Here is a 26,921-nt window from a genome sequence, read left to right on the forward strand (position 1 = left end):
ATAACCCCGACGCCGAACAACAGGAAAGGCAGCAGCTACAGCTTTGACGCACCTGCAGGAGATGTTCAGGATGGGGCCCGCGCACAACGATCACCACGCGGCGGTCCGCTGCGCCGTCGGCATTGGCCTGCCGCTGCTCCTGGTGCTGTTCCTGGGGCGGATAGACCTGGCCATCTTTGCAAGCTTCGGTGCGTTCACCGGGATCTACGGGCGGAACGAACCGCACCGCCAGCGCCTGGGCCATCAGGGCCGGGCCGGCGCCCTGATGCTGGCGGTCATCCTGGCGGCTGCACTGTGCGCGCGCCTGGACCTGGATGCCTGGGGCACCGTGGTGGGCACTACCCTGGTTGCCGGGCTGGGAACCGTGGCCACCGGTTTCTGGCGGCTGCGGCCGGCGGGATCGCTGTTCCATATCTTCGCCTTTGCAGCCATCTCCTCCGTGCCCAACCAGCCGCCGGTCTGGCAGGGCATGCTCACCGCAGTGCTGACCGTGTCCTTTTCCATCCTGATTGGCCAGTCCGGGATGTTCCTGAGGAAGTACCGGACCGCCTGGGACAAACCCGCACGGCCGCGGTTCTCCGCTGCCCAGCGGCGGTTCATCTATCTGGACGGGCTGCAGTATGCCGTGGCCGCCTCGCTGGCTGGCTCCATTGCCACCCTGCTGGGGATCGGCCACAACTACTGGGCCATGGTCGCGGCCACCGTTCCGCTGGTGGGCCAGACCGTACGGCACCGGGTCTACCGGGGCCTGCAGCGCATCCTGGGGACGTTCGGCGGCCTGCTGCTGACCGCACTCATCCTGCTGCCCGGACTGGAACCGTGGCAGATGGTCCTGGTCATCGCGGCCTGCCAGTTCGGCGCGGAAATGTTCATCGCCCGCCAATACGCCCTGGCCCAAGTGGTGGTGACGCCGCTGGCCCTGGTCAGCACCGAGCTGGCCCACCCGAGCAATCCGATGCACCTGCTGCAGGACCGCGGCATTGAAACACTGATCGGCGCCGCCGTCGGCATGGCCGTTGTGCTGGCCATGCACCTGCGCCGGAAGCACCGGCGCAGCGGTGCGCCGGGGCCGCTGAACTAGCCCCGGACGGCGATCAGTTCGGTGCGGATCCGGCGCTCAAGTTCGGCGTCGGAAAGGGTCTGCGACCCGCCGTGGGCACGCAGGTACAGCAGCGAGTTCAGGCGCAGGATCCGCCATTCCCGCTCACTGTCCGCGTTGCCGGCCTCGGCCGCCCGGTGGATCTCCCGGTCATACAGGTTCGGCTCGTTCAGCTGCCGCTGCAGCAGCTCGGCGGCCAGCTTGGCCTTCAGCGGATCCGTTTCGGAGGCGTCCGCCGCGCGGACCGCCTGGCTGTAGGCGGCGGCACTCTCGTCGTCGCCGGCCTCATGGGTGATGTGCGCAGCGAGCGCCAGAGTGCCCTGGATCCAGTTCCAGCGCCCGAAGTTCCCGTCGAAGGGCAGCCCGGTGATGATGTTGCAGACCTTCAGGGCGTTTTCCGCATCGCCGAGGTCCACAAACAGGAGATGCGCCAGATCACGCACGTCCTGCAGGTTGCTGCCGGACTTCACGTTCAGTCCGCGTTCCAGCCGGGAGGTGATCTCCTGTACTGCCGCATTCTCCGGATGGGCCGCCGCGGCAGTGGAGAGGATCTCCGCCGCGTTGTCCTCTTCGGACGGGATCCGGCGGACGGCGTCCGACGGCGAGCCCTCGGGTGCCGGAGCCAGCACCCGGACCGAGGAGGCGTACGCCAGGCGCACGGTTTCCCCGTCCTCAAGCTTCACGATGACCAGCGCCGGAGTGCCGAAGTCATCATCCTCCAGGCTGGTGCCCGCCACTGGAGCCAGCGGTGCGGCGGCGCCGTCGCCCGGGACCAGCTGCTGCCCGGGGGAAAGCAGCTCCGCATTGACCCGGAATGTATACGATTCCGGCTGGCTCTCAGACATGGCGATTCCTTCGTGGTTGAACCTCGGCTCCCCAAAGCCCCCATTATATAAAGCTTTGGTTACGCCGCTCAGCGGCCCCATCCGGCCGAGGCGAGGGCCTGACGGAGCAGGTCGCCGCGGCCGCCGGAGAACTCGGCATAGATTTCCGGACTCAGGGCTTCCTCCGGAGTGAGCCAGGACAGTTCCAGGGCATCCTGGCGCGGACTGCACTCACCGGTCACCGGAATCAGGTAGGCCAGGGCCACGGCATGCTGGCGTTCGTCCGTCAGCCCGCTTTGCGACGGCGACGGGAAGAACTCGGCGACGGCGAACGGCACCAGGGTGGGCGGCAGCTGCGGGAGGGCAAGCGGACCAAGATCCTTTTCCAGGTGGCGCAGCAGGGCGCCCCGGATGGTCTCCCGGTACATCACGCGCCCGGACACGAAGGAACGCACCATCCGGCCTTCGGGCGTGGCCTGCAGCAGCAGCCCGACTTCCGTGACGTAGCCCAGCGGGTCGCAGCGGACCGGCACTGCTTCCACGTAAACCATGGGGAGCCGCTGCCTGGCTTCATAGAGGTCTTCCTCGGAGAGCCAGCCTGGATAGGGATCAGGAGTACGAACGTTCATAGGAGTGTTCTACCCCAAAGCCCCCGCACCCGTCATTCGGCACGCTGGGCTTCGGCCATCGGCTGAACCGGTGCGGAACCGCACCGGACGCTTCCCGCCCCCTCCGCCGGTGCCTAGACTTGGGCCATGACACGGGAGTTTCCCGAGCTCCTCCTGCCGGACGCGGGGGCATGGCGGCAGTGGCTGGAACACAGCTACGCACAGTCCCAGGGAGTGCGCCTGGTGCTGGGCCGCAAGGGCGGCAGCGTCACCAGCCTGACGTACCGCACTGCCTTGGACGAAGCCCTGTGCTTTGGCTGGATTGACGGGCAGGCGAACAAGCGGGACGAGGAAAGCTACCTGCAGCGTTTCCAGCCACGCGGTCCGCGCAGCATCTGGTCGCTGCGCAACGTAGGGCATATTGCCCGGCTCGAAGCGGAAGGCAGGATGCATCCGGCCGGCCGGGATGCGGTGCTCAGTGCCAAGGTGGACGGGCGCTGGGATGCCGCGTACGCCGGGTCCGCGGCGGCTGAAATCCCCGATGACCTGCGCGCGGCCATCGCACAGGTCCCCGAGGCCCAGGCGATGTATGACGTCCTGACCGCGCAGAACCGGTATGCGCTGTACTTTCGGCTGAAAACCCTCAAAACGCAGGCCGCCCGCGAACGCCGGATTGCCGCCTTTGTGCAGATGCTGAGCGAACAGCGTGCCCCCTACCCGCAGAAACGAATGCCCGGGCCCTTGCCATCCGCCGACGGCCCGCGGGACGCTTAGGATCCAACCAGGAGGTCCACGATGTGCCGGCTCTTTGGGATGCACGCAGGGAAAACCCCCGTCCACGCGACCTTCTGGCTGCTGACGGCACCGGACAGCCTGGCCCGGCAAAGCCGCAAGGAAGCCGACGGGTTCGGGATAGGCACCTTTGCCCCGGACGGAACACCGGAAGTCGACAAGGCCCCGGTCGCCGCGTATGAGGACGTGAAATACGCGCAGGAAGCACGGGAGCTGGAAAGCACAACCTTCCTTGCCCACGTCCGCTACGCCAGCACCGGCGGAAACACCGCGGTGAACACCCACCCCTTTGTGCAGGACAACAGGCTGCTGGCACACAACGGGGTGGTGGAAGACCTGGATGTGCTGGATAACCGGCTGCGCCAGCTCGATGCCTATGACCTGGTGCGGGGCGAAACCGACAGCGAACGCGTGTTTGCCCTCATCACCGCCGAGGCAAGGAACAACGGCGGAAACGTGGGCGCGGCCATCGGCACGGCACTGACCTGGGTGGCCCGGAACCTCCGGCTTTACGCCGTGAACATCATCCTCACCACACCCACCGACGTCTGGGCCGTCCGCTACCCGGACACACACCCGCTGTACGTCCTGCAGGAGGCGCCGGAAGGCCCCCACAACGAAAAGCACAGCGAGCGGATCTCCCTCCACAGCGAGCAGATGGGCCGGGAGCAGCGGCCCGCGGTTCTGCTGGCGACGGAAAAGATGGATGCCAATCCCAACTGGCGGCTGCTGGATTCCGGGGAGCTGCTGCATGTGGACAGCAACCTGCAGGTGGACAGGAGCTTCCCGTTGCCGGAGCATCCGCAACACCTCATCACCCTGGCGGACCTGGACCCGACGGCCGCCGCGTCGCAGCATCCGCTAAAGGTCAGCTGAACCGCCGGGGATCCCCGGCCGGAACCGGCACGGGTTAGCCCGGGTCCGCGCCCGCCCGGTGCACGCGGGCGGCGGCCTCCAGGATCATCCAGGCCTGCAGCTGGGTGGAGAGCCCGACGGCGGAACCGCCCGGGTAGGCAGCCGCTGCCGGTTCCAGCGGGCGGATGCCGAACACCAGCCAGTCACCGCGTTTACTCCGCCCGTCCCAGAGTGCCTGCGCGGTGGCATCCACCAGCGCGGCAGCCGTGCGGCGGTCCGATTCCGGCAGTGCGGGGGACACCGCCGCCTGCGCCAGGTACCGCGCCAGGATGCCGGTGAAGAGCCCGCCGTCACCGGTGCCGTGGGTGCGCAAAACCCGCACCCCGCCGTCGTTATCCGTCAGGTGCGCGGCCACGCCGTTCACCAGGTCCGTTGCCCGGGACAGGTTGGCGCTGCCGCCAAGCTCCAGCAGGGCACCGAGGATCGGGCCCTGGTTGTAGCTGAACACCCGGGATTCCAGCTGCGGATGCCCGCCCACCATCTTCACGCCGTCCATGTACAGGCCGGTCTGGGGATCTATCAGGGTGGCGTTGAGCCAGTCCACCAGTTCCTGCGCACGGTCCCGGGAACCGCTTCGGACAAAATGCAGGGCCGCCGGGCCGGTGGCCGGCGTGTTTTTGAACGTCCGGTCCCGGTTCCAGTACAACCCGCCACCCAGTTCCGGCGTGTGCGCGGAGACCAGCGCGGCGTTCAGCGCCTGCAGGATTTTCCGGTAGGGCCGCTGCCGGTCCCGCGATCCGGACAGCAGGTTCAGCCGGCCCACGGCCAGGGCGAGCCAGGCCATGTCGTCGTAGAAACGGTTGGTGTAGCGCATCCGGTTGCGCAGGCCGATGGTCCTTACCAGGGTGGCCGCCAGGTCCGCTGCGGACGGCAGATCGGGACCGCGGAACGGAGTGCCGGTGCGGCGCTCGCGGAGGGCGGCGTCCAGAAGGGCATCCACATAGTGCGCCTGCCACCAGTAGTGCCAGGGCTGACGCAGCTGCTGCAGGCGGGACGCCGGCCGGCTGGTGGCGGCAAGATGGGTTCCCGGCAGCCCCGCGAGCTGGCGGCCAAAGGCGGCGCTCACGGCAGCGCCGGCCGCCTCGGCGCGGGCGTCGGCATCCATGTCCGGATCCTCGAAGAGCATGCGCCCACCCTAGACCAGCAGCCGAGGATGCGGCACCGGCCCGCGCACAGTAGGCTCGACCTACCGGTGTGATCTGCGCGACAGTTCTCCGGCGGCCGGGGCAGGTACCCCGGTTCGAATTCGGTACTTCAGGAGGAATGCATGGACATCGCAGGTGCGTCGGCAATAGTGACCGGGGGAGCCTCCGGGCTCGGCCGGGCCACGGCACGGAAACTTTACGACGCCGGCGCCTCCGTGGTGGTGGTGGACCTGCCGCAGTCCGGCGGGCTCGCCTACACCGAAGAACTGGGCGACAACGCGCACTTTGTCCCCGGCGACGTCACCGATCCGGACCAGATGCAGGCCGCCGTGGAAGCCGCCATGGCCGCAGGGCCGCTCCGGGTGGCCGTGAACTGCGCCGGTATCGCCACCCCGGGGAAGGTCCTGGGCCGCGACGGTGTGCTGCCGCTGGAGGACTTCGCCCGGGTGGTCAGCGTCAACCTGATCGGCACGTTCAACGTGTCCCGGCTGGCCGCCGCGGCGATGGCCGAAACGGACCCGGTGACGGCCAACGGCACCGAGGAGCGCGGGGTCATCATCAACACCGCCTCCGTGGCGGCCTTTGACGGGCAGATCGGCCAGCCCGCCTACGCCGCGTCCAAGGGCGGCGTTGCCGCAATGACCCTGCCCATGGCCCGCGAACTGGCCCGGCACCTGATCCGGGTGGTCACCATTGCGCCGGGGATCTTCGAGACACCCATGATGGCCGGGCTGCCGCAGGCCGCCCAGGACTCGCTGGCCGCACAGGTTCCGCACCCCTCGCGGCTGGGCCGGGCCACGGAGTACGCCTCCCTGGCCGCGCACATCATCGAGAACCAGATGCTCAACGGTGAAACCATCCGGCTGGACGGCGCCATCCGGATGGGACCGCGCTGACCCTGATGACGCACGCCCCGCAACTGAATCTGCCCGACGCCGACTTTTACGGTTTCGAAGGTCTGCTGAGTGAAACCGAGCAGGAGAAACTGGCGCAACTGCGCCGCTTCCTCGCCGATGAAGTGCTCCCGTACGCCGACACCTGGTGGAACGAGGCCCGCTTCCCGGCGGAGCTGCTGCCGAAACTGGCGGACCTGGGCCTGTCCACACCCGTACAGCAGGGTTACTCGCCGCTGTTCGCGGGACTGGTGATCGCGGAGATTACCCGTGCGGACACCTCCATTGCCACCTTCTTTATGGTCCACCATGACCTTTTTGTGGAGGCCCTGCATGCCTTCGGCTCCGAGGAGCAGAAGGACCGGCTGCTCGAGGACGCACGGGCCCTGCGCATCACCGGCGCCTTCGCACTGACCGAGCCTGAGCATGGTTCCGACGTCGCCGGCGGGATGGCCACCACCGCGGTGCGGGACGGGGACACCTGGATCCTCAACGGCACCAAACGCTGGATTGGCAACGGGACCTTCTGCGACTACATGGTCCTGTGGGCGAAGGAGCCGGGAACCGGCCGGACCCGCGGGTTCCTGCTGAACGCCAACCTGCCCGGCGTCACCCGGACCCGGATCGAAAACAAGACCGCACTGCGCACCGTGCAGAACGCGGACATTGTCCTGACCGATGTCCGCGTGCCCGAAGCGGACCTGCTCGCCGGCGTGGACAGCTTCGATGACACCAAGCAGCTGCTGCGCGGCTCACGGATCATGGTGGGCTGGCAGGCAGTGGGCGCGCAGATGGCCGCGTTCGACGTCGCCCGGGACTACGCCGTCGGGCGCCTGCAGTTCGGCCGCCCGCTCGCCTCCTTCCAGCTCATCCAGCAGCAGCTGGTCCAGATGCTGGGCAACACGGTGGCCAGCACCGGAATGCTGGCGCGGGTCACGGAACTGGAACACGGCGGCTACGCAGCGCGCGGCGGTTCACCCGGCGAGATGGCCCGGGCTGCACTGGCCAAGTCCTACGCCAGTGCACGGATGCGCGAAAGCGTGGCAATCGGCCGCAGCCTGCTGGGCGGGAACGGGATAGTCACGGATTACCGGATGGCCCGGATCTTTGCCGACGCAGAGGCGATCTACACCTACGAGGGCACCTACGAAATCAACAGCCTGATTGTCGGGCGGGACATTACCGGGGTTTCCGCGCTGCGGTAGTGCTCTGTCCCGTCCCGGCGCCTGCGGGGGCCTGGAACGGCGGCAACGAAATTCCGCGCTCGCAGAGCTCGCGGGAATATTAAAGCCGCCTTCCTCCAGGACCCCTTCGGCGCCGCATTCGCTGCCGGTATGGGAGAAAGCGACCGGTTTGGGAAACCCCTGCCACTTCGCAGCGGAGGGATTTCCCAAACCGGCAGCAGACAGGGGCGGGCTAGTGCCCGCGCGGCGCAGGACGGAACCCGGCCAGCGGGTTGGGGATGCGCCCGGAGAACTGGAGGCCGCCGGACGGATCGCTAAGGTCCAGCATCTGCTGGTTGTTGCGCAGCTGCAGGCGGTTCAGGCAGGAGAGGACGAAATCCTCCGCAAAGAGATCCGATGCCGCAAAATCACCGGCAAATTCGGGATGGGCGTCCTGGTAGCGCGCCACGGTCTCGGCCACCTCTGCCCAGAAGTCCTGCTGGTCCAGGATGCCGTCCTCATGCAGGAGGGCGGACAGGAAGCGGAAGAAGCAGTCGAAGACATCAGTGAAGAGGGAGAGGACCTTTTCCTCCGCCGGGATCTGCACGCGGACACGGGATACCTCTTCGGGCAGTTCCACTTTCTCGCCCATCACCACAATCTCTTCGGCAATGTCCTTCATAAAGACCCGCTGCGGCACGCCGTCGCGCAGCACCAGGATCAGGTTTTCTCCGTGCGGCATAAAGGCCAGGTCGTAGGCGTAAAAGCAGTGCAGCAGCGGCACCAGATAGGCCTCCAGGTACCGGCGGAGCCACTGCCGGGCGGGCAGGCCGGACCGGCTGATGAGCGCCGAGGCAAACGGCGTCCCGGCCGCGTCCGTGTGCAGCAGGGAGGCCATGGTGGCCAGCTGCTCGCCGTTGTGGAGCTGGTCCAGCGGGCTTTCCCGCCATAGCGCCGCCAGCATTTTCCGGTACGGGGAGCCCTTGGGCGCCGCGGCGTCGTAGTAGCGGTTGGTGTATCCGATGGCGGCCACCTCGCGCAGGATCCGGAAGTCCGCCGCCTGCAGGGCGGGATCCGCAGAGACGAGGCCGTGCAGCCAGTCATTGATCGCCGGGGTAGCCACCATGTACTCGGGGGAGAGGCCGCGCATAAAGCCCATGTTCACCACGGACAGTGCGGTCTTTACGTAGCAGCGGGACGGCTTGGACCGGTTGAAGAAGGTACGGATGGACTGCTGGGCCTGATAGGTGTCCTCGCCGGTGCCCAGATGGACAATGTGCCGGTTGGCGACGTCGGCGGCGAAGGTGACGCTGAGCTTGTTCCGCCACTGCCAGGGGTGGACGGGCAGATAGTAGTAGCCGGCCGGGTCCAGGCCGGCGGCGGCGAGGGCCGACTCAAAGGCCGCGAGTGTGGCGGCGCCGAGTTCCTTGTGCAGATGCCGCCGGTAATCCATCCCGGCCACCGCAGTGAACCGGGTCCGGTCCGCCCGTACCGCGATCCACTCCAGCCGGATAGGCGCGCCCGCTTCCGGGGCGTAGGCCAGGTAATCACCGGATCCGAACCCCAGCCGCCCGTTGTTGGCCACAAAGCAGGGATGCCCCTCGGTCATGGAACGCTCCACGGCCTGGAAATCCGCTGCCGGATCCGCGCCGCCGGTAAGACCGGCTGCCAGCAGCCCGGAGTCCGGAGCATCGGGGGCATCCTTGAACGCGGCGGAGGCGAGCGTGGAGGAAATCTCCTCCAGGTACACGGGCAGCATCTGCTCATTGATGCCCAGCGTGCCGGCGAATTCGGTGATGAAATCCAGGGCGTCCAGGGCGGTGTCCGCCCCGTCCAGGGTGCGTTCGATGCTCTCGGCGGCGACATTCCAGTGCTGCAGCGCAAGCACGGTGGCCCGGAACCGGTATACGGCACGGCCGTCATCCGACGTCAGCCGGAACATGCCGTCCCGGCCGGTTTCTTTCAACGGCTGCAGGATGCGCTCGTGGGAGAACTCGGCAATCGCCTTGCGAACCAGATGCCGGTTGGCGCGGTTCCAGCGCTCGGGCGTGAGGTGTGCGGTGGTGCCGGGTGAGGTGGTTTCCGGGCCAGGGGCCGGGCCAGGGGCCGGGGCAGGGGCCGGGGCAGCGGGTGTGGCAGCGGGGGCGGCTGTGCGTGTCACGGGGTAACTCCTTTGAGCGCAGCGGCGAAGCCGGCGCGGGTGCAGAAACTGAGGCTGGCGGTTTTGTCCGGCAGTTCGATGAGCCGGTCCGGGACAAATCCGAAGCGGGCATTCAGGGCGGCGATCTTGGTGTTGCGGACATCCGGCTCCACGACAATCCGGTCCACGGCGGGATCGGCGAAGAGGAACTCCAGCACGGCGCGGAACACAGCGGATGTGAAGCCCGGCTGCGGCGCGTCCGGCGGTGCCACCAGCAGATGCATTCCCAGATCGCCCTTCTCCACCGGATAGGTTCCGGCCAGCGTGGAATGCCCCGGGGCGTAGCTTTCCGCCAGGAACGCCGGGGTGCCGTCCTCCCCGCGGCCCAGCCAGGCATGGTGGTGCGGGTTGGCGGCAATGCCGGTGTATTCGCGTTCGACGTCGGTCACAGAGGCATTGAGCATGCCCCAGAACCTTGCGTAGTCCCGGGTCATCCAGCTGTGCAGTAGCGGGGCGTCGGCGGCGGGGTTCACGGGAGTGAAGCTGAAGTTCATGCGCGGGCCTCCGACTGCTCGGCAGGTTCGTCTTGGACCGGCACCGCGGTGTTTTGCGGGGCGCCGAACTCCTGGAAGGTGATGGAGGTTTCCACGGGGTAGACCTCCCGGCCCAGCACGGCGCGGATAATCGCGGAGTTACGGTAGGCGGCCATCCCCAGGTCCGGGGTGACAAAACCGTGGGTGTGCAGTTCGGCGTTCTGCACGAAAATCTCGCCCGGTTCGGTGCCGATTCCGTACCAGCGGTCGACGTCGAAGCGTCCCGCGGCGTCACGGCGGATCCGCCGTGCGATGCCTGTCAGGAACTCCGGTTCCCGGTAGGTGTAGCCGGTGGCCAGGACCACGGCGTCACTTTGCAGGCTGAACGGGCGGTCCTGCTCGGTGTGGTGCAGCTCCAGCGTGGATGCTCCCGTCGCGGGGTTGACTGTTGCCCCGCGCAGCTCCATGTGGGTGAGCAGCCGGGTCCGGGGTTCCGCGCGCAGGCTCTTGGCATACAGGGTGTCGTAAATGGTGTTGATCAGATCGGAATCGATGCCCTTGTACAGGTTCTTCTGCTGCGCGATGAGCCGGTCGCGGGACGCCCCGGGCAGGGCATGGAAGTAGTCGACATAGTCCGGCGAAGTCATTTCCAAGGTGAGCTTGGTGTACTCCAGCGGGAAGAACCGGCCGGACCGGGTGACCCAGTTCAGCTCATACCCGTGGCCGTCCATCTCCTCCAGCAGGTCCAGGTACAGCTCGGCGGCGCTTTGGCCGGACCCGACAATGGTGATGGATCGCTTCTGCTGCAGCTCCTGTTTGCGTGCCAGGTAGTCACTGTTGTGCAGCACGGTGGCGCCGGTCTGCCGCAGGGATTGCGCGGCGGGCGGCAGGTAGGGCCGGGTCCCGGTGCCCAGCACCAGCCGCCGGGTCCGGTACCTCCGGATGCCTGCCGCGCTCTGTGCGGTCACCTCGTACACGGATTCGCCGCCGTCGGACAGGTGCACGATGCCGGTGACCCGGTGCCCGAACCGAACGCCGGGGAGCTGATCGGCTACCCAGCGGCAGTACGCGTTGAACTCAGCCCGCAGCGGATAGAAGTTCTCCCGGATGTAGAACCGGTACAGCCGGTGGGTCTGCTTGAGGAAGTTCAGGAAGGAATAGCGCGAGCACGGATCGGCCAGCGTCACCAGATCGGCCATAAACGGCACCTGCAGGTGCGCGGACTCGAGCATCATGCCCGGGTGCCAGTCAAAGCCGCTGCTGCTGTCCAGGAACAGGGTGTTCAGTTCCGGCAGGGGATCAGTGAGTGCGGCCAGACCTAGGTTGAAGGGCCCGACGCCGATGCCCAGCAGGTCATAGAGCGGTTCGGTTGCAGCGGCTTCCGCGGCGCTCATGCTGCGGCTCCGGCGAGGTAGTCGGCTCCGGCACGGCGAATGAGCGCGAGGATCTGGCGCATGTCCTCCAGCGTGGTGTCCGCGTTGAGCAGGGTGAACTTCAGGAAGTGCCGTCCGGCCACAGTGGTGCCGGCCACGAGCGCCTTGCCCGAAGCGGAGAGGGCCCGCCGGATGTGCAGGTTCAGCGCGTCGGACGTCTCCTCATCGACCTTCCGCCCGTCCGGGCCGGCCGGCCGGTACCGGAAGACCAGTGTGCTCAGCTGGACAGGTGCTGCGGTGTCGAAGTCCGGGTCAGCTTCCACCAGCTCCCCGGTGGCGGCTGCCAGATCGATGGCCGCGTCGAGAAGTGCGCCCACGCCGTCGGCCCCCATGATCCGCAGGGTGAGCCAGAGCTTCAGTGCATCAAACCGGCGGGTGGTCTGGATGCTCTTGTCCACCTGGTTGGGGATGGCGTCCCGGGCGGCGCTTTCGGGATTGAGGTAGTCGGCGTAGTAGGTCACGTGCCCGAGCATCGCGGCCTCGCGGACCAGCAGGGCGCTGGAGCTGACCGGCTGGAAAAACGTCTTGTGGTAATCCACCGTGACTGAGTCTGCGGCGCCGATGCCGTCGAGCAGGTGGCGGTGGCGCCGGGAGGTGATCAGCCCGCCGCCGTAGGCTGCGTCCACGTGCAGCCATGCGCCGTGCTCCTCGGCCAGCCGGGCGGTCTGAAGCAGGGGATCGATGCTGCCGAAATCCGTGGTCCCGGCGGTGGCGACCACCGCCATGGCGCGTTCGCCCCGTGCAGCGCTCGCGGACATGGCTGCCTCGAGGGCCTGCATGTCCATGCGGCGGTTGGCGTCGCACGGAACCGGAATGACGGCGTCGTACCCCAGGCCCAGCATCGATGCGGATTTGCGGATGCTGAAGTGGCTGGCTTCCGAGGCGAAGATACGCAGCCCGCCAAGCAGCTCGGGCAGCCGCCGCCCTTTATGGCCGGGGTCCGTGCGCAGCGCTGCCACCGCGCGGTTCCGTGCGATCAGCAGTGCCTGCTGGTTGGAGGCGCTGCCCCCGCTGGTGAACACGCCGTCGGCCTGCGGTCCGAGTCCGAGCCGGTCTGCGGTCCAGCGGATCAGCCGCTGTTCAATCAGGGTTGCGCCGGCGCTCTGGTCCCAGGTGTCCATGGAGGAGTTCACCGCTGAAAGGATCGCCTCGCCCACCAGGGCAGGGATAACCACGGGGCAGTTCAGGTGCGCGGCATATTTGGGGTGGTGGAAGTACACGGCATCGCGCAGGTACACCGATTCCAGCTCGGCGAGGGCCGCGGCGGTGTCCGGCAGCGGGGTGTCCAGATCCACGCCGGCCACGGCCGGGGCCAGATCTGCCGGCGCAATGCCGCTGAACGGGCCGGCAGCGGTTTCGACTTTTGCCGCGACTGCATCGATGGCCAGACGCATACCGGCGGCATAGCGGGCGCTGTTGCCGGCATTGAACAAATGCCCGCCTGCGAAGGCCTCGTCAACGTGGAAACGGATGTCGCCGGACGGGCCGGCGTGATGCAGCAAGGACACTGCGGACTCCCTTGAAAGTGCATTTCGGAAAGGTAACGAAGAAACAGTGGACCACTCGGGCGAATTACGTCAATATTTCATGACGTAATTCAGAAAAGCGCGGGAATCCGGGGTGGAATGGAGGTCATAGTTGTCCCAATCCCGGGTTGCACGGGCATAATGACGCGCGCGGAACCGGCCTGCAGATGCAGTGAACAGCAGGGTGTACCCGGCGGTTCGCATCCCCTGCGGGTGGCACCGGCCCGGATGAATCAGTAGGCTTACTAAATGGGCCGCACGGGTTGCGGTCCGGTTTCCCGGACGTGAAAGGCAAGGTTTATGAGCGAGCAGAGCATTCCTGATCCCGAACTCGGCGACGATCCGGTTCTGGCCGACGACGTCGCAGCGGTTGCCACCCCGGACGAACTGACGGTGGTCTCCGAAGACGAGCTGCTGGAGCAGGACCAGCTGACGGACGCCGAAGACCTCACCTATCCCGGCGCGGCCGAAGACAACCCCGACAACTGGCAGGCAGACCCGCTGATCCGCGGAGAAGCTCCGCTGGATGAGCCCGGCGCCCTCTCCGACCAGGCCCTGCGCGAGGAGACGGCTGAGGAACGCTTCCTCGACGGCGAGAGCCAGATTCCGCCGGAGGAACCCACCATCGGCGAAGCGGCGTCCGACGTTGATTTCGGTGATCCGACCGTGGGTGACGAGGAAGACGCCAGCGACGACCCGGCGCACCTTGGCGGCAACCCCCTGGCCGATTTTGATCCCGAAGACGAGCCGGATCCGGACGCAGAGCGCTAATTCCTGCCCAAGGTCACTCCCGGGGCGGCACTAGGCTGGTTCCATGCCTTCTTTCCGCGTGCAGTTGAACATCCTCGGTCTGAAGCCGGGCAACCCGCCCGAAGCGGTAATGGAAACAGCCGTCGCCGCCCTGGGATCGGCCCACCACGTAGAGGCCAACCAGCTGGACATCGTCTCCGGGGTGCCGCGGATCACGCTGCGGTTCACCGTGCCGGATGACGAATTCTCCGTGGAAAACTCCCGCGCCCGCCGTGCGGCCATCAACATGCGCGCCGCCGTCGAGGAAGTAGCCAACGGTCGGGACCTCCGGGTGCTCCGCCGGATGCGCGGACGCTGGACGGTGCTGTAGGCACCGGAAGAATCAGCCGGGAAAAGCGTCCAGGGAAAGCCGGCTTCGGTACTCCACCGGCTCACGGGTGAGCGGATCCGTAAAGCGCACCGACCGGGCCAGCAGCTGCAGCGGCCTGGCATAGTCATCCGGTGCCTGCGGCAGCAGTTCGGGGTAGAAGGAATCGTTGAGGATCCCGATGCCCTGGGACGCCATATGCACCCTGAGCTGGTGGGTTTTGCCGGTGTGCGGGGACAGCCGGTACCGGCCCAGTCCGTCCCGGCTTTCCATCAGCTCAATCAGGGTTTCCGCATTCGGCTCGCCTTCCACTTCCTGGGCCAGCAGGTAGGTGCGGGACTTGATCATGCGGCTGCGGACGGTCAGCGGCAGCGCCAGGTCCTCGCGGACGGGGGCCACGGCCTCGTACTCCTTGCTGATCCGCCGTTTCTCGAACAGGATCTGGTACTTGCCCCGGGTCTCGGGGTTGGTGGAAAACAGCAGCACGCCGGCCGTCATCCGGTCCAGCCGGTGCATCGGAATCAGGTCCGGGATTCCCAGCTGCACCCGCAGCCGCACCAGGGCCGACTCGGCCACATACATCCCGCCCGGCGTCGTCGGCAGGAAATGCGGCTTGTCCACCACCAGCAGGTTCTCGTCATGGTGCAGGATGCCGATGTCCACGGGTATCCGCTCTTCCGGCGGGAGCTCACGGTAGTACCAGATGAAAGTGTGCTCGTTCAGGGGCGTGGCTGCGGTCAGCGGAACACCGCCCAGGCCCACCACCTCGCCGCGCTCAAAACGGTTCACAATCCCGTCCGGATCCACATGGCCAAAACGCTCCAGCACATAGTCCATGGCGGTCTTCCACGGCCCCTCTGACGGCAAGCGCAGGCGGGTGGCATTGACTCCGTTGCGCACGGGAAGCGGGGATTGCATCACGGTTTCAGGATATCGGGTGCCCGGGCTTAAATTTGGGCTGGGCCCTTCTGCCCGCGAACCCTGCGAAACGGAGCCCGGTGGCCACCAAACCAGTTATTCCTCCTGCTGAGCCGAGCACGACGACGGCGCTGACGCCCGAAGAGCGCCAGTCCGTCCTGCGCACCCTGCGGTCACCAAAACTGCTCAAAACCGAGGTCCTGGCCGGGCTCGTCGTGGCCCTGGCACTGATCCCCGAGGCGCTGGCATTTTCCGTGATTGCCGGGGTGGATCCGCGCATCGGCCTGTTCTCCGCCTTCACCATGGCCGTGACCATTTCCTTCCTCGGCGGCCGCCCGGCAATGATCTCCGCGGCCACCGGAGCCGTGGCCCTGGTCATCGCACCGCTGGTGGCATCCCACGGCGTGAACTACATGATTGCCGCCGTGCTGCTGGCCGGCGTCGTCCAGGTGCTGCTGGCCGTGCTGGGGGTGGCGAAACTCATGCGCTTCATTCCCCGCCAGGTCATGGTGGGCTTCGTCAACGCGCTGGCCATCCTGATCCTCGTTGCACAGGTGCCCGAGCTGCTGGGCGTCCCGTGGCTGGTCTACCCGCTGGTGGCGCTGGGGCTGCTGATTGTCTTCGGCCTTCCCCGGCTCACCACAGCGGTACCGGCATCCCTGGTGGCCATTGTGGTGCTCACCGCGATTACCGTCGGAGCGTCCCTGACCGTGCCGACCGTCGGGGACAAGGGCGAACTGCCGGAAAGCCTGCCCTCCCTGCTGCTGCCTGACGTCCCGTTTAGTCTGGACACCCTGCAGGTGATTTTCCCCTACGCGCTGGCCGTGGCGTTTGTCGGACTGCTGGAATCCCTCATGACGGCCAAGCTGGTGGATGACGTCACTGACACCCGCTCCAATAAGACCCGGGAAGCCTGGGGCCAGGGAGCGGCCAACATTGTGACCGGATTCTTCGGCGGGATGGGCGGCTGCGCGATGATCGGGCAGACCATGATCAACGTAAAGGCCTCGGGCGCCCGCACCCGGATTTCCACCTTCCTCGCCGGCGTGTTCCTGCTGGTACTGGTGGTGGTGTTCGGCGATGTTGTGGCGGTCATTCCCATGGCCGCCCTGGTGGCCGTGATGATCTTCGTGGCAGTGGCCAGCTTCGACTGGCACAGCATCCGCCCGTCCACACTGAAGATGATGCCGAAGAGCGAGACCGCCGTTATGCTCGCCACCGTGGCCGTCACGGTCTGGAGCCACAACCTGGCCATCGGCGTCGGCGTCGGCGTGCTCGTGGCCATGGTGCTCTTCGCCCGGCGGGTAGCCCACTTCGTCACCGTGGACCGCACGGTTGACGACGACGGCGCCGTGGCCACCTACACGGTCAACGGCGAGTTGTTCTTCGCCTCCTCGAATGATCTCTACTCCCAGTTTGAGTATGTCCGCGATCCCGCCCGTGTGGTCATTGACCTCAGCGGTTCGCATGTCTGGGACGCTTCCACGGTTGCCGCCCTGGATGCGGTCACGGAAAAGTACCGCCGGCGCGGAACCGAGGTGCAGATTGCCGGGCTCAATGACGCCAGCGTGCAGATGCGGAACCGGATGACCGGGAAGCTGGGCTGACGCGGAGCGCTCACCGGGCGGCCGTGGTCAGGCGGCGCGCAGTGCCGGCGAGTCCCCAAGAAGGGCCGTGAACGCCGTCCGGCATTCCTCCGCCGTCGGGCGGTCCCGGAAGGAAAGCGACGTCATCGCCGTCAGCAGGGACCTCCAGCCGGCCGGCAGCGCGGCCGGAATCTCCGGGCCGCGGACCGTCCGGACTACCATGGATTCAACCTGCGGCAGGTCGAAGGCACGGACACCCGTGATGGACTCCAGCAGGACGAGTCCCAGGGAGTACACGTCGGTGGCGCCGGTCAGGTCTGTTCCGTGGACCTGTTCCGGACTCATATACGGCAGGCTCCCGTAGGACTGCTGCTCCCCGCCGCCCTGGGCGTCCACGGCTGTTCCCAGATCGGCAATCTTCGCGGTCCCCGACCCCGGGTCGAGCAGGATGTTCGAGGGTTTGATGTCCCGATGGATATATCCGGCCGCATGTATGGCGGAGAGTCCGGCGGCCACGTCCCTGCCGAGACGTGCCGCGGCGGCGGGCTGCATGGCGCCGTGGCTGGCAATGTCCTGGCGCAGGTTGGGTCCGGGCACCATCTCCAGCACCAGATAGGGGGCCTGAGCACCTGTGTCGGGGTGGCTGATGGCGCCGTGGGACAACAGCCCCACCACATGCGGATGGGGTATCGCTGCCAGCACGGCGGCCTCGTGTGAGGCTTCGTGGCCCTGGGGTGCGTGCCCCAGGGGAGCGGAGAAGATTTTCACGGCCACCTTCTCCAGCGAGGCAAGGTCGGTGGCCCGCCAGACATACGCGGCGGCGCCGCGTCCGATGGGTTCATCCAGGCAGTACCGTCCGTCGAGGAGAACGTGGGCACTGAAACCGGACGAGTCCGGGCGGCCGGACGGGACGGAACGGGGCTGTTCGGCCACCGGCCGGGAATGCCGAATAGCCGCAGGCGCCGAGCCGCTCATTGTCCCGCTCCCCCATGGATAGTTAGCTTGTCTAGTTACTAGAAAAGCTAAGATACCTGCGGCGGGATCGGAAAGTCCAGTACGGGTGCGGCGCGGCCGGTGGGGCCGGCAGAAATAAGGCGGCGGGAAGTGTGTGGCCGGAATGGGGTGGGTTGCGGCAGGGGCTAGCCGGCGGGCGGTTCAGGCAGCGCGTCCCGCAGCCGGTTCATAAAGCGGATGACGACGTCGGCCTCGGCGGGGGAGAGTTTGGCGGCCGCCTGCATCATGCGCCGGTGCATGTCCCCAACGGTCTCCCGGACTTCCTCATCGGACGTTTCGGTAGGGACAATCTCCCAGGCCCGCCGGTCATTCGGGCGTGCGCGCCGCTGGACATAGCCACCGCGTTCCAGGCGGTCAATCAGCGCCGTGGTGGAGGCAGTGGAAATGCCCAGCAGCCGGCTGAGATCCTTGGGTCCCAGGCTTCCGCCCGCCTGGCGTGCCTGCATGAGGTAGCGCATGGCAAGCAGGTCATTCTCATTCATGCCCATGGAGTCCTGGGTGCGCCGGCGGATCTGCGTTTCGGTGGCACGGTAGCTCCGCACGGCGTCGAGTACGTCGCGGGCCCGCGGGTGCTCCGGATCCGGGGTGTACCAGTACCCGCCCTGATCGCCGGGCTGCTGGGGGATGTCCATTCGCCCAATCCTAGTCCTCCTGAAGGCTAGCCCGGCTAGGGAACGGTGCGACACAATTCACACTGTAATTAGGACATAAAAATATGAGCTAATGCGTTCGGGTGTGGTCTGATGTTGTTTGTCCGATTTAGGACAGCCTTACTTCAGACTGATAGGAACACCCTTGCCCGCACCCAGCGTCCCGCCGTCCATGTCCTCCATCGGGCCTTCGCGCCGAACCGTCCTTGGCGGAGCCGGTCTGGGCTTCCTTGCCCTGGCGCTTGGCGCCTGCTCATCCCGGGAGACCGTGGGTGCGGGCAACCCGGCAGCCTCCGCCGGGTCCGGAAGCTTCACCGTGACGGACATGCGCGGCGTGCAGGTGTCCTTTGACGCTCCGGTGCAGCGAATCGCCACCACCGTGATCCCCTCCCCGTCCATGCTGGCTGCCGTGGACGGCGGCTACGGCCGGATTGTGGGCATCAATGAGTCCACCCTGCAGGCCAACCAGCAGGGCCTGTTCGGCGAGATGTTCCCGGAATCAAAAAAGACCACCACCATCTCCCCGTCCAGCTTCACGCCGAACATTGAAACCATCACCGACCTGGAACCCGACGTTGTTTTCCAGTGGGCGGACCAGGGCGACGGCCTCGTGGAGCCGCTCGAAAATGCCGGGTTCAAGACCGTCTGCCTGCTCTACGGCACACAGGAGTACCTGGAAACCTGGGTGTCCCTGTTCTCCACCATCCTCGGCAAGCCAGGGCGCGGCACCGAAATTGTCGATTGGATGCACACCGAAATCTCGCGGCTGCAGGAGGAACTTTCCGGCGTCACAACGCCCGTTCGGGTGGTGCACCTGGGCCAGTCCGGTGACGGCTATTCGGCCTCGAACAAAACCTCCTACATGCACTATTGGATGGAACTGGCCGGCGGGCAGAACATGGCCGCAGACAACATCTCCGCCGAGAACGTGGTGAGTGCCGAACAGCTGATCGAATGGGATCCGGAGGTCATCACACTGGGCGGCTTCGACGCCCGCACTCCTGCAGAGGTCTATGCGGACAAGTCCCTTGCCTCGGTGTCCGCCGTGAAGAACCGCCGGGTCTACAAGGCCCCACTGGGCGGTTACCGCTGGGAGGTGCCCTGCGCCGAGTCGCCGCTGATGTGGCAGTGGGCGGCGGAAATCTACCACCCCGACCGCACCGGCCACACACTGCGTGCCGCCATGAAGGAAAAGATCAGCTACCTCTACGGATACGACGTCTCCGAAGGGCAGATCGACGCCGCCCTGCGGCTGGACATGAACGGTGCCAGTGTTGGCTACGACGTCTTCCGCCGCTGAGATGGGCACGGCACCCGCCGCTGGTCCCGCGCGGAAAGCCCCCGCACCACCGGCGGGAGCACGCCGCGGAACCCCCACAGCTGCACGCCGCCGGCTGATCCTGCTGCTGTGCTTCCTGATCCTCTGCGCGGTGGCCCTGGTGTCCATGGCAGCCGGCCGCTACTGGGTTCCCCCGAACGAGATCCTGCGCATCCTCGCCAATGAGGCCACCACCGTCTTTGGCGGGGAGGGAATGCTCCGGCGGACCTGGACTGACCAGGAAGCCACCGTGGTCCTGGACGTGCGGCTTCCGCGCGTGCTGCTGGCCTTCCTGGTGGGCGGGGCACTCTCGCTGGGAGGTGCCTGCCTGCAGGCACTGTTCCGCAACCCGCTGGTCAGCCCGGACATCATCGGCGTCACGGCCGGGGCATCCTTTGGCGGCGTGCTGGTACTGACCCTTGGCCTCTCCGGCGGCTGGATGGTGGGCGGAGCCTTCGGGTTCGGCCTCGCCGCCCTGGCCGGCGTGCTGCTGCTGGGCCGGCTGGGCGGACGGGACAACGCGATGCTGATGATTGTGCTCGGCGGAATTGTGGTGGCAGCCTTCTTCAACGCCCTGGTCTCCTTTATGACCTACATAGCGGACCCGTACTCCGAACTGCCCTCGATTGTGCACTGGCTGCTGGGCTCCATTGCCGCAGCAAGCTATGACAAGGTACTCACCGCCCTGGTCCCGGTGGCGTTGGGCGCCGCCGTCGTGCTCGCCCTGCGCTGGCGGCTGAACGTGCTCTCGCTGGGCGACGACGACGCCGCCGCGCTGGGCGTGAACCCGCAGCGCTCACGCGTGTTGCTGTTGTGCGCCGTCGCCCTGATGACCGCCGGGACAGTGGCCGTGGCCGGCGCCGTCGGCTGGGTGGGATTGGTGGTTCCGCATCTGGCCCGGCTCTGGGTGGGACCAGATCACCGGGTGCTGCTGCCGGCGTCGCTGCTGCTGGGCGGCACGTACCTGATGCTCATCGACACCCTCAGCCGCTCCGTCACCAGCAGCGAACTGCCGCTGGGCATCCTTACCGCCATTATCGGCGCGCCGGTTTTCGTGGCGCTGCTGGCCCGATCACAGAAGAAAGGCCAGGTCTCATGACCGTGCTTTCCATGCCGCGCCCCGCGTCCGGAAACCAGGGGCAGGACCCGCTGATGCAGGTGGCGGACCTGGGGTTCCGCTACTCACGGCTGCGGCCCTGGCTGTTCCGCAACCTGGGCTTCACACTGCAGCCCGGCGAAATCCTCTCCATCCTGGGGCCCAACGCCCGGGGCAAGACCACGCTGCTCAAATGCCTGGCCGGCCTGCTGGCCCCGCGCGAAGGATCCGTGTCCTGCGCCCCGGGAATCGGCTACGTGCCTCAGGACCACGGCGCCGGCCCTTCCTTCAGCGTCGCCGAAATGGTGCTGATGGGCCGCACCCGGCACCTGCGGGCCTACCAGACTCCGCGGCGCGAGGACCATGACGCCGCCGAGGCCGCCATGGAGCGGGTGGGCGTGGCCGCCTGGGCGGCACGGGACTACTCCGAGCTGTCCGGCGGGCAGCGGCAGCTGGTACTTATTGCCCGGGCGGTGGCCTCCGGCTGCGAGCTGCTGATCCTGGACGAGCCGGCCTCCGCCCTGGACCTGAACAACCAGTCCCGCGTGCTGGCGGTACTGTCCGGCCTGGCCTCCGACGGTATGGGCGTCATCATGACCACCCACCACCCGGACCACGCCCTGCACGTGTCCAAAAATGCGCTGCTGTTTGTCGGCAGCCATGACGTCCGCTGGGGTCCCACCGATGAACTGCTTACCGGCCCCGCCCTGTCCGAGGTGTACGGCCTGCCCATCTGCACCCCCACCGTGGGAACCGTCTCGGGCGAACGCGTGATCGCGGTCCCGGACTTCGGCCCGTCCTGCCGCGCCTGCCCGGTGCCCGAAGCCGTCGGGGCACCGTTGATTGACCTTCCCCTGCCTATCCGAAAGGACCTTCCGTGATTATCCGACTGATCGGCGGCACGCCCATGCGCGGTCAGGCCGACCCGTCCTGGCGCGGTGCCATCACCGACGCCGATGCCTACGACCTGACCAACGACGCCGCCCGTGCCCGGATTCTCTCCGCCAACGCTCTGGTGATCAGCGGCAGCGTGGACCACCTGCTGCTGGGCCGCTACCGGGAGGAACTGACGGCTTTTGTCCGCTCCGGCGGCCGGGTGCTGGTCAACGGCCAGGTGGTCAAGCCGTTCATCGACGGGCTGGCCGTGTGGCGGAAGCTGGAATTCCGCGGTGCGCAGGATGTCCGTCCACACGCCGTCAGCGAGCATCCGGTCTGGAACGGGATCGATGACCGGGACCTGCACTACCGCACCGGCGTGCCCGGTATCCACAGCTATGAGCGGCTGGAGGAGATAGGCGTAGCCGGTTTCTACGGCCGCGGCTACCACCTGGACCTGCCCGAAGGAGCCCAGGTCATCACCGGCATTGGCTCCTACCGGCTGCCGCTGGACTACGCCTACCGCATCGGCGCCGGCGAAGTGCTGGTGCACGGCGGCAATGACCTGGAGAGCTTCAGCGACGACGGCTACAGCACCCGGGTGCTTGGCCCGAACCTGGTGGCCTGGCTCGAAGCGGGACGGAACGACGGCGGACAGGACGGCGGGACCAGCGTGCACGACGGCGCGCAGAACGGCGGCACTAATGCCGCCGTCGCCCGCGTTCTCCCCGCCACCGCCCCGGCGGATGCCGCCGTCGCCCGCGCAGCCCGCGATGCTAGGGTTTCCCGCGAATCCCGCGAATCCCGCGAATCCCGCGAATCCCGCGCACCGGGTGCCGCGCCGCGGATCGGGCTGCTGCACTGCGGCGCCTTCCAGCCGCTGCGCACCCTTGCTGATCCGGCGCTGGCACCCTACCGGCTGGAATCCGTGTACCTCCCGGACGCTGATCCGGCCGTGCTGGCGGACCTGGACGTGGTGCTGGTCAGCGACCGGCTGCACCAGGGCCAGCTGGAGCGTTTTGTCCCGGCACTGCTTGCGGCGCTGGAGGATCCGGGGAAAACGGTGATCGTACTGGGCGAAAACAAGGTGGAGCAATGGCTGCCCGGTGTTGGCTACACCTTCCGGCCCACAGTGTTCTGGAAATGGCGCACGGGCGAGGACAACGGCACCCGGCTGCGGCTGCCGGAGGACCCGATGTGGGAGTTCTTTACCCCGTGGTCCGTGTCCTGGCACCATCACGGATTGCTGCACCCGCGCCCCGGGGCCCGGTCACTGGTGGTCATGGAAGAGGACGGTGCCGAGGTGGGGACCCTGATGTATGTGGATGAGGTCAACCAGCCCGCCCGTCTGCTGGTGACCACCATGGACCCGGTGTACCACCACGGATCCGGGTTTATGCCCGGGGCCTCACAGCTGCTGTACTCACTGCTGCGCTGGGTGACCGCCACACATCCGTCCGCGGGGAAACACCCCTGACCTGCGCTTGCGGGGGACGGGGGACTACAGGGTCAGGGCCATGCCCAGGGGAGTTCGGCGGGATCGATGCCGAGAGGCTGCGGAGCGGGTTATTGGAAGACACGCAGTTTTCCGCCGGACCCGCTCCGCATCCGCTGTGGGTGGTGCCACACTGGGGCCATGAGTCACCGCGCAGGGTGCAGCCGGCAAGCAGCATTCGCCCCGGTCCACACGTCTGGTCGTTCATGAAGCCGGCGGGCAAAGCCGTCGTCGCGCTGATTGCGTGCTGCATCGCGCAGTTCGTCCTGACGGTCAACGGCTCGATCGTGAGCATCGTCCTGCCCGACATCGCGAAGGAGTTCGGCTCCTCGATGACGATGCTGCAGTGGACGGTCGGGGTCTACGTCCTCGCATTCGCCTGCCTCCTGACAGCGGCGGGCAACATGGCGGACCGACTCGGTCGCCGTCGCATCCTGCTTGCCGGACTCGCCGTCATCCTGATCGGCTCCGTCGTCTGCGCGCTGAGTCCCGATGTTGTCGTGCTCATCGTCGGCCGCGTCGTGCAGGCCGTCGGCGCAGCCATGCTCGCCTCGTCCGGGCTCGCCGCCGTCTCTGCCCGGTCGTCCGACACCGCGGTGCGGGTCCGCGCGATCGCGTGGTGGGCCGCGATCGGCGGCGTCGCCCTGGCCGCAGGACCCTTCATCGGGGGCGTCGTCAGCGAGTTCTTCGGATGGCGCGGCGTGTTCTGGATGAGCGTCCCGGTAGCCCTCATCGGCCTGGCCCTGGTGCCAATTGCCGTCAGGGAGTCGCGCAACCCCTCGCCGCTCCCGTTCGATGTCGTCGGGCAGCTACTGGTGTCGGGGTTCCTCGCCGCGCTGGCCTTCGCGATGATCGAGGGCACACAGCTGGGTTGGACCTCTGCACCGATCCTGATCTCGCTCGGCGCCGCGGCCGTCCTCCTCATCGTCTGGCTGCTGCGTGCCCGGCGCCGCCCGGATCCCCTGATCCCGCTCCGCCTCTTCGCTGACCGCCCATTCGTCCGGGCGTCGCTCACCTCGATCATCGGCTTCGCCGCCGCCGCCGGGTTCTTCTACATCGCCCCGCAGTATCTGCGCTCGATCCGCGGGGAGAGCGCGCTGGAAGCGGGCATCTTCCTCCTTCCGCTCGCAATCGCCGCACTGGTCTCTGCCCAGCTGTCCGGGCGGATCGTTGCGGCCGGTCGGGCGGGGCAGGACCTGGTGGCGGGTGGAGGGATCATGGCACTGGGCTCGGTGATGCTGCTGCTGTGGTCGGACGGCTCGCTGTGGGTGGAGGCGGCGTCGTTCGTGGTCTTCGGTTTCGGCTACGGACTGCTCAACGATCCGCTCAGCGTGGAGGAGCTCGCAGCGCTTCCCGACTCGGAGGCGGGTCTGGCCTCGTCGCTCTTCTCGACGTCGAAGCAGACCGGTCAGCTCTTGGGCATCGCGGTGGTTGGCACGATCCTGTCCGCAGCCTCGGCGGACTTTGCGAACGCCTACCGCCACGTGGGCGGGTGGGTCTGGATGGCGCTGCTGGTCTGCAGCATCGCTGTGGCCGCCCTGAACATCCCGTCCCTTGGCACCCGTACGAAGACGGCTCAGGCCCGCACCACCACGGCCCCGGACAACAGGCCTCGCACGTCTTGATTACAGGGTCAGGGCCATGCCCAGGGAGTCCGGCGCGGTTTCGAGGAAACCGTGCCGGGCATACAGGCGCCGTCCGGGCGGATCCGCCATCAGCGTGACCCAGGAGCCGGCCGGGGCTTCGGCCCGAATTTGGGCCAGCAGCTCGGTGAGCACGCGGTCGCCCAGTCCCTGCCGCTGGTGGCCGGGCAGCACGGCCATATCCGCAATATGGAAGTACCAGCCGCCGTCACCGATCACCCGTCCCATGGCCACCGGCGTCCCGGTGGCTGTTTCGACAATGTGGACGGCGGCCCAGCTGCCGGGCAGGGCCGCCCGGGCCTGGTCCGCCCGCTTCGGGCTGAGCCCGGACTCCGCGCGCAACCGGAGGTAGGCCTCCACCGGAGGGGCGGTGTGCAGCAGGCGGTACGGTTCATCAGTCATGGAGGAAATGCTTCCACGTCCGCTGGCCCGGACGCCGTTTTATTACGGGGCGGCACCGGGCTGCGGCGGTGCCGGACCCTGCCGGGGTTTGCTCAGCCCAGCACCAGCCGCGCGGCCAGGACCAGCATGACAATGCCGATCAGCAGGTCCACCACCTGCCAGGTCCTCGGCCGGTTCAGCACACCGGACAGTGAGCGCGCGCCGTAGCCCAGTGCCGTGAACCAGAGAAGGCTGCCGACGGCGGCGCCCGCGGCGAAAGTCCATCGGGCGTCCGGTCCGTACTGGTTCGCCAGACTCCCCAGCAGCACCACCGTATCCAGGTAGACGTGCGGGTTCAGGAAGGTCAGCGCGAGAGTGGTCAGAATGACGGTGCCTTTGCTGCGCGGCGCCTGGGCGGTCAGAGCCGAGGGGCGCAGGGCAGAAACCAGGGAACGGATACCCCACCAGGTGAGGTAGGCCGCGCCGCCCCAGCGGAGGATCTCCAGCGCTGCGGGAAAGCGGCTCACCAGTGCGCCGATCCCGGCAGTCCCACCGAAGATGAGCAGTGCGTCGCTGATGATGCACAGGGCGGTGACGGTTCCAATGTGCTCCCGGCGCAGACCCTGGCGCAGCACAAACGCGTTCTGCGCCCCGATGGCCACAATCAATCCCAGTCCGGTGACCATGCCGGTTGCCGCTATGCTCCACATGCTTCCAACGTAGTTCTCCGATGCGAATCAGACCAACGATTCTTTTTCAGGATGCATTAGCTTTGCTTCATGAACTTTGAACATCTGCGTGCCCTGTCCGCCGTCGTCGAGGAGGGAACCTTCGAAGCGGCCGCGGACCGGCTGCACGTCAGCCCCTCGGCCGTCAGCCAGCGCATCAAGGCGCTGGAAAATGCTGAGGGGCAGATCATGGTCCGGCGCGGAGCACCGTGTACCCCCACGGAGCCCGGGGCAGTGCTGCTGAGGATGGCCCGGCAGGTGCAGCTGCTGGAATCCGAAGCGCGGCACACACTGTCCGGCGGATCATCCACCCGGGCCACGACGCCGGTGGCCGTGAATGCGGATTCCCTTGCCACCTGGTTCCTGCCGGTCCTCTCGGATGCAGCCGGCTGGACCGACAGCACACTGGACCTGCATGTGGAAGATCAGGACCACAGTGCCCGGCTCCTGCGCAGCGGCGACGTTATTGCCGCCGTCACCGCCGAACCGGCCCCGGTGAACGGATGCCGGGTCCAGCCGCTGGGGGCCATGCGCTACCTCCCGGTGGCCACGCCGGAACTCCGGGAACGCTTTACCGGAGCAGGCGGGATCGACTGGGAAGCGATGCCCGTGGTTCGGTTCAACGCCAAGGATGAGCTGCAGCGCCGGTTCCTGCGGGTCCGCGGTGCAACGGGGGATCCGCCCCGGCACACCGTCCCGTCCTCTGAAGCGTTCCTGGCTGCGGTCCGCGCCGGACTGGGCTGGGGCATGCTGCCGGAACTGCAGTTGGGGACAGACCTCGACGACGGAGCGCTGGTGCTGCTGGACGGCCGGGCCCATGAGGATGTCCTGCTGTACTGGCAGGCGTGGAAGCTGGACTCGGAGCGGCTGGAACGTATCGGCGCCTCCGTGCGGCGGGCCGCCCGGCACCTGAGGTAGCGGCGGGCACGAAACCTTCCAACCAGCGGGCCCGGCTGCGTCAGGACTGCGGATTTTCGACCACTTTGCGTCTTTCCGGCGTGTTTAAACCGGTCGGAAACACCCGAACC

General features: G+C 67.3%; 26 protein-coding genes. 14 read left to right on the forward strand and 12 right to left on the reverse strand.

The window, feature by feature from the left end; translation table 11 throughout:
• The first annotated feature begins 43 nt into the window (after positions 1–43).
• Complete coding sequence (locus tag QWJ37_RS15400) at positions 44–1,081, forward strand: FUSC family protein (protein ID WP_290245853.1); 1,038 nt, start codon at positions 44–46, stop codon at positions 1,079–1,081.
• On the opposite strand, the gene QWJ37_RS15405 is transcribed toward QWJ37_RS15400, so the two are convergent.
• Both QWJ37_RS15405 and QWJ37_RS15410 read right to left on the reverse strand, forming a co-directional pair.
• The gene (locus QWJ37_RS15405; RefSeq protein ID WP_227904909.1) at positions 1,078–1,944 is read right to left on the reverse strand and encodes a DUF6707 family protein; all 867 of its coding nucleotides are present in this window, start codon (positions 1,942–1,944) and stop codon (positions 1,078–1,080) included. The two genes, QWJ37_RS15400 and QWJ37_RS15405, sit on opposite strands and share 4 nt — an antisense overlap.
• A gap of 68 nt (positions 1,945–2,012) precedes the next feature.
• Entirely contained in the window at positions 2,013–2,552 is a 540-nt protein-coding gene (locus tag QWJ37_RS15410; protein WP_227904911.1) for an NUDIX hydrolase family protein, read from the reverse strand.
• 126 nt (positions 2,553–2,678) lie between these two features.
• Here QWJ37_RS15410 and QWJ37_RS15415 point away from each other — a divergent pair, with 126 nt between their 5' ends.
• Both QWJ37_RS15415 and QWJ37_RS15420 read left to right on the forward strand, forming a co-directional pair.
• Positions 2,679–3,305: a YdeI/OmpD-associated family protein gene (locus QWJ37_RS15415; RefSeq protein WP_227929340.1), complete on the forward strand. Its 627-nt coding sequence runs from the start codon at positions 2,679–2,681 to the stop codon at positions 3,303–3,305.
• Positions 3,306–3,326: 21 nt separating this feature from the next.
• Positions 3,327–4,199, forward strand: coding sequence for a class II glutamine amidotransferase (locus tag QWJ37_RS15420; protein ID WP_290245854.1), 873 nt, complete (start codon positions 3,327–3,329; stop codon positions 4,197–4,199).
• A 34-nt stretch (positions 4,200–4,233) separates the two neighbouring features.
• On the opposite strand, the gene QWJ37_RS15425 is transcribed toward QWJ37_RS15420, so the two are convergent.
• On the reverse strand, positions 4,234–5,364 hold the full coding sequence (locus tag QWJ37_RS15425; protein ID WP_290245855.1) for a glycoside hydrolase family 76 protein: 1,131 nt from the start codon (positions 5,362–5,364) through the stop codon (positions 4,234–4,236).
• Between the two features lie 141 nt (positions 5,365–5,505).
• Here QWJ37_RS15425 and QWJ37_RS15430 point away from each other — a divergent pair, with 141 nt between their 5' ends.
• Positions 5,506–6,279 carry an SDR family NAD(P)-dependent oxidoreductase gene (locus tag QWJ37_RS15430; RefSeq protein WP_227904920.1) on the forward strand — a complete coding sequence of 258 codons (774 nt, stop codon included), beginning with the start codon at positions 5,506–5,508 and terminating at the stop codon, positions 6,277–6,279.
• A 5-nt stretch (positions 6,280–6,284) separates the two neighbouring features.
• The gene (locus QWJ37_RS15435; protein ID WP_290245856.1) at positions 6,285–7,481 is read left to right on the forward strand and encodes an acyl-CoA dehydrogenase family protein; all 1,197 of its coding nucleotides are present in this window, start codon (positions 6,285–6,287) and stop codon (positions 7,479–7,481) included.
• A gap of 211 nt (positions 7,482–7,692) precedes the next feature.
• On the opposite strand, the gene QWJ37_RS15440 is transcribed toward QWJ37_RS15435, so the two are convergent.
• The 4 genes from QWJ37_RS15440 to QWJ37_RS15455 are packed head-to-tail and all read right to left on the reverse strand — an operon-like array spanning position 7,693 to position 13,017.
• Positions 7,693–9,600 carry an IucA/IucC family siderophore biosynthesis protein gene (locus QWJ37_RS15440; RefSeq protein ID WP_290245857.1) on the reverse strand — a complete coding sequence of 636 codons (1,908 nt, stop codon included), beginning with the start codon at positions 9,598–9,600 and terminating at the stop codon, positions 7,693–7,695.
• The gene (locus QWJ37_RS15445) at positions 9,597–10,133 is read right to left on the reverse strand and encodes a GNAT family N-acetyltransferase (RefSeq protein WP_290245858.1); all 537 of its coding nucleotides are present in this window, start codon (positions 10,131–10,133) and stop codon (positions 9,597–9,599) included. The genes QWJ37_RS15440 and QWJ37_RS15445 overlap by 4 nt, the downstream gene beginning before the upstream one ends.
• The gene (locus QWJ37_RS15450) at positions 10,130–11,506 is read right to left on the reverse strand and encodes a SidA/IucD/PvdA family monooxygenase (RefSeq protein ID WP_290245859.1); all 1,377 of its coding nucleotides are present in this window, start codon (positions 11,504–11,506) and stop codon (positions 10,130–10,132) included. Before QWJ37_RS15450 ends, QWJ37_RS15445 begins: the two co-directional genes overlap by 4 nt.
• The gene (locus QWJ37_RS15455) at positions 11,503–13,017 is read right to left on the reverse strand and encodes an aspartate aminotransferase family protein (RefSeq protein ID WP_279326975.1); all 1,515 of its coding nucleotides are present in this window, start codon (positions 13,015–13,017) and stop codon (positions 11,503–11,505) included. Before QWJ37_RS15455 ends, QWJ37_RS15450 begins: the two co-directional genes overlap by 4 nt.
• Positions 13,018–13,371: 354 nt before the next feature.
• On the opposite strand from QWJ37_RS15455, the gene QWJ37_RS15460 reads away from it, so the two are divergent.
• The gene (locus QWJ37_RS15460; protein ID WP_227904931.1) at positions 13,372–13,842 is read left to right on the forward strand and encodes a hypothetical protein; all 471 of its coding nucleotides are present in this window, start codon (positions 13,372–13,374) and stop codon (positions 13,840–13,842) included.
• 43 nt (positions 13,843–13,885) lie between these two features.
• The gene (locus QWJ37_RS15465; protein ID WP_227904933.1) at positions 13,886–14,191 is read left to right on the forward strand and encodes a hypothetical protein; all 306 of its coding nucleotides are present in this window, start codon (positions 13,886–13,888) and stop codon (positions 14,189–14,191) included.
• Positions 14,192–14,203: 12 nt separating this feature from the next.
• Here the strand turns inward: QWJ37_RS15465 and QWJ37_RS15470 are convergent, their stop codons facing one another.
• On the reverse strand, positions 14,204–15,106 hold the full coding sequence (locus tag QWJ37_RS15470) for an RluA family pseudouridine synthase (protein WP_290245940.1): 903 nt from the start codon (positions 15,104–15,106) through the stop codon (positions 14,204–14,206).
• Between the two features lie 131 nt (positions 15,107–15,237).
• Here QWJ37_RS15470 and QWJ37_RS15475 point away from each other — a divergent pair, with 131 nt between their 5' ends.
• Positions 15,238–16,713 (forward strand): SulP family inorganic anion transporter, encoded by a 1,476-nt coding sequence (locus QWJ37_RS15475; RefSeq protein WP_290245942.1) that lies wholly within the window; start codon positions 15,238–15,240, stop codon positions 16,711–16,713.
• A 27-nt stretch (positions 16,714–16,740) separates the two neighbouring features.
• On the opposite strand, the gene QWJ37_RS15480 is transcribed toward QWJ37_RS15475, so the two are convergent.
• Positions 16,741–17,667 carry a serine/threonine-protein kinase gene (locus tag QWJ37_RS15480; RefSeq protein ID WP_290245860.1) on the reverse strand — a complete coding sequence of 309 codons (927 nt, stop codon included), beginning with the start codon at positions 17,665–17,667 and terminating at the stop codon, positions 16,741–16,743.
• Positions 17,668–17,831: 164 nt separating this feature from the next.
• Positions 17,832–18,338 (reverse strand): MarR family transcriptional regulator, encoded by a 507-nt coding sequence (locus tag QWJ37_RS15485; RefSeq protein ID WP_290245861.1) that lies wholly within the window; start codon positions 18,336–18,338, stop codon positions 17,832–17,834.
• 163 nt (positions 18,339–18,501) lie between these two features.
• On the opposite strand from QWJ37_RS15485, the gene QWJ37_RS15490 reads away from it, so the two are divergent.
• The 5 genes from QWJ37_RS15490 to QWJ37_RS15510 all read left to right on the forward strand — a co-directional run bounded on the left by QWJ37_RS15490 (position 18,502) and on the right by QWJ37_RS15510 (position 24,766).
• Positions 18,502–19,656, forward strand: a complete 1,155-nt coding sequence (locus QWJ37_RS15490; protein ID WP_290245862.1) for an ABC transporter substrate-binding protein — start codon at positions 18,502–18,504, stop codon at positions 19,654–19,656.
• Complete coding sequence (locus QWJ37_RS15495; protein WP_290245863.1) at positions 19,631–20,773, forward strand: iron ABC transporter permease; 1,143 nt, start codon at positions 19,631–19,633, stop codon at positions 20,771–20,773. The genes QWJ37_RS15490 and QWJ37_RS15495 overlap by 26 nt, the downstream gene beginning before the upstream one ends.
• The gene (locus QWJ37_RS15500; RefSeq protein ID WP_290245864.1) at positions 20,770–21,651 is read left to right on the forward strand and encodes an ABC transporter ATP-binding protein; all 882 of its coding nucleotides are present in this window, start codon (positions 20,770–20,772) and stop codon (positions 21,649–21,651) included. The genes QWJ37_RS15495 and QWJ37_RS15500 overlap by 4 nt, the downstream gene beginning before the upstream one ends.
• Positions 21,648–23,123: a hypothetical protein gene (locus tag QWJ37_RS15505; protein ID WP_290245865.1), complete on the forward strand. Its 1,476-nt coding sequence runs from the start codon at positions 21,648–21,650 to the stop codon at positions 23,121–23,123. The genes QWJ37_RS15500 and QWJ37_RS15505 overlap by 4 nt, the downstream gene beginning before the upstream one ends.
• A 92-nt stretch (positions 23,124–23,215) precedes the next feature.
• Positions 23,216–24,766: an MFS transporter gene (locus tag QWJ37_RS15510; protein WP_227904945.1), complete on the forward strand. Its 1,551-nt coding sequence runs from the start codon at positions 23,216–23,218 to the stop codon at positions 24,764–24,766.
• Here QWJ37_RS15510 and QWJ37_RS15515 read toward each other — a convergent pair whose 3' ends face one another.
• Positions 24,767–25,186, reverse strand: coding sequence for a GNAT family N-acetyltransferase (locus QWJ37_RS15515; RefSeq protein WP_227904947.1), 420 nt, complete (start codon positions 25,184–25,186; stop codon positions 24,767–24,769).
• Positions 25,187–25,278: 92 nt separating this feature from the next.
• The gene (locus QWJ37_RS15520) at positions 25,279–25,875 is read right to left on the reverse strand and encodes a LysE/ArgO family amino acid transporter (protein ID WP_290245866.1); all 597 of its coding nucleotides are present in this window, start codon (positions 25,873–25,875) and stop codon (positions 25,279–25,281) included.
• A gap of 69 nt (positions 25,876–25,944) precedes the next feature.
• Between QWJ37_RS15520 and QWJ37_RS15525 the strand changes: the two genes are divergently transcribed.
• Positions 25,945–26,811, forward strand: a complete 867-nt coding sequence (locus QWJ37_RS15525) for a LysR family transcriptional regulator ArgP (RefSeq protein WP_290245867.1) — start codon at positions 25,945–25,947, stop codon at positions 26,809–26,811.
• The last annotated feature ends 110 nt before the right edge of the window (positions 26,812–26,921 follow it).

The sequence above is a fragment of the Arthrobacter sp. YD2 genome (assembly GCF_030410475.1).
GTDB classification, from domain to species: domain Bacteria; phylum Actinomycetota; class Actinomycetes; order Actinomycetales; family Micrococcaceae; genus Arthrobacter_B; species Arthrobacter_B zhangbolii.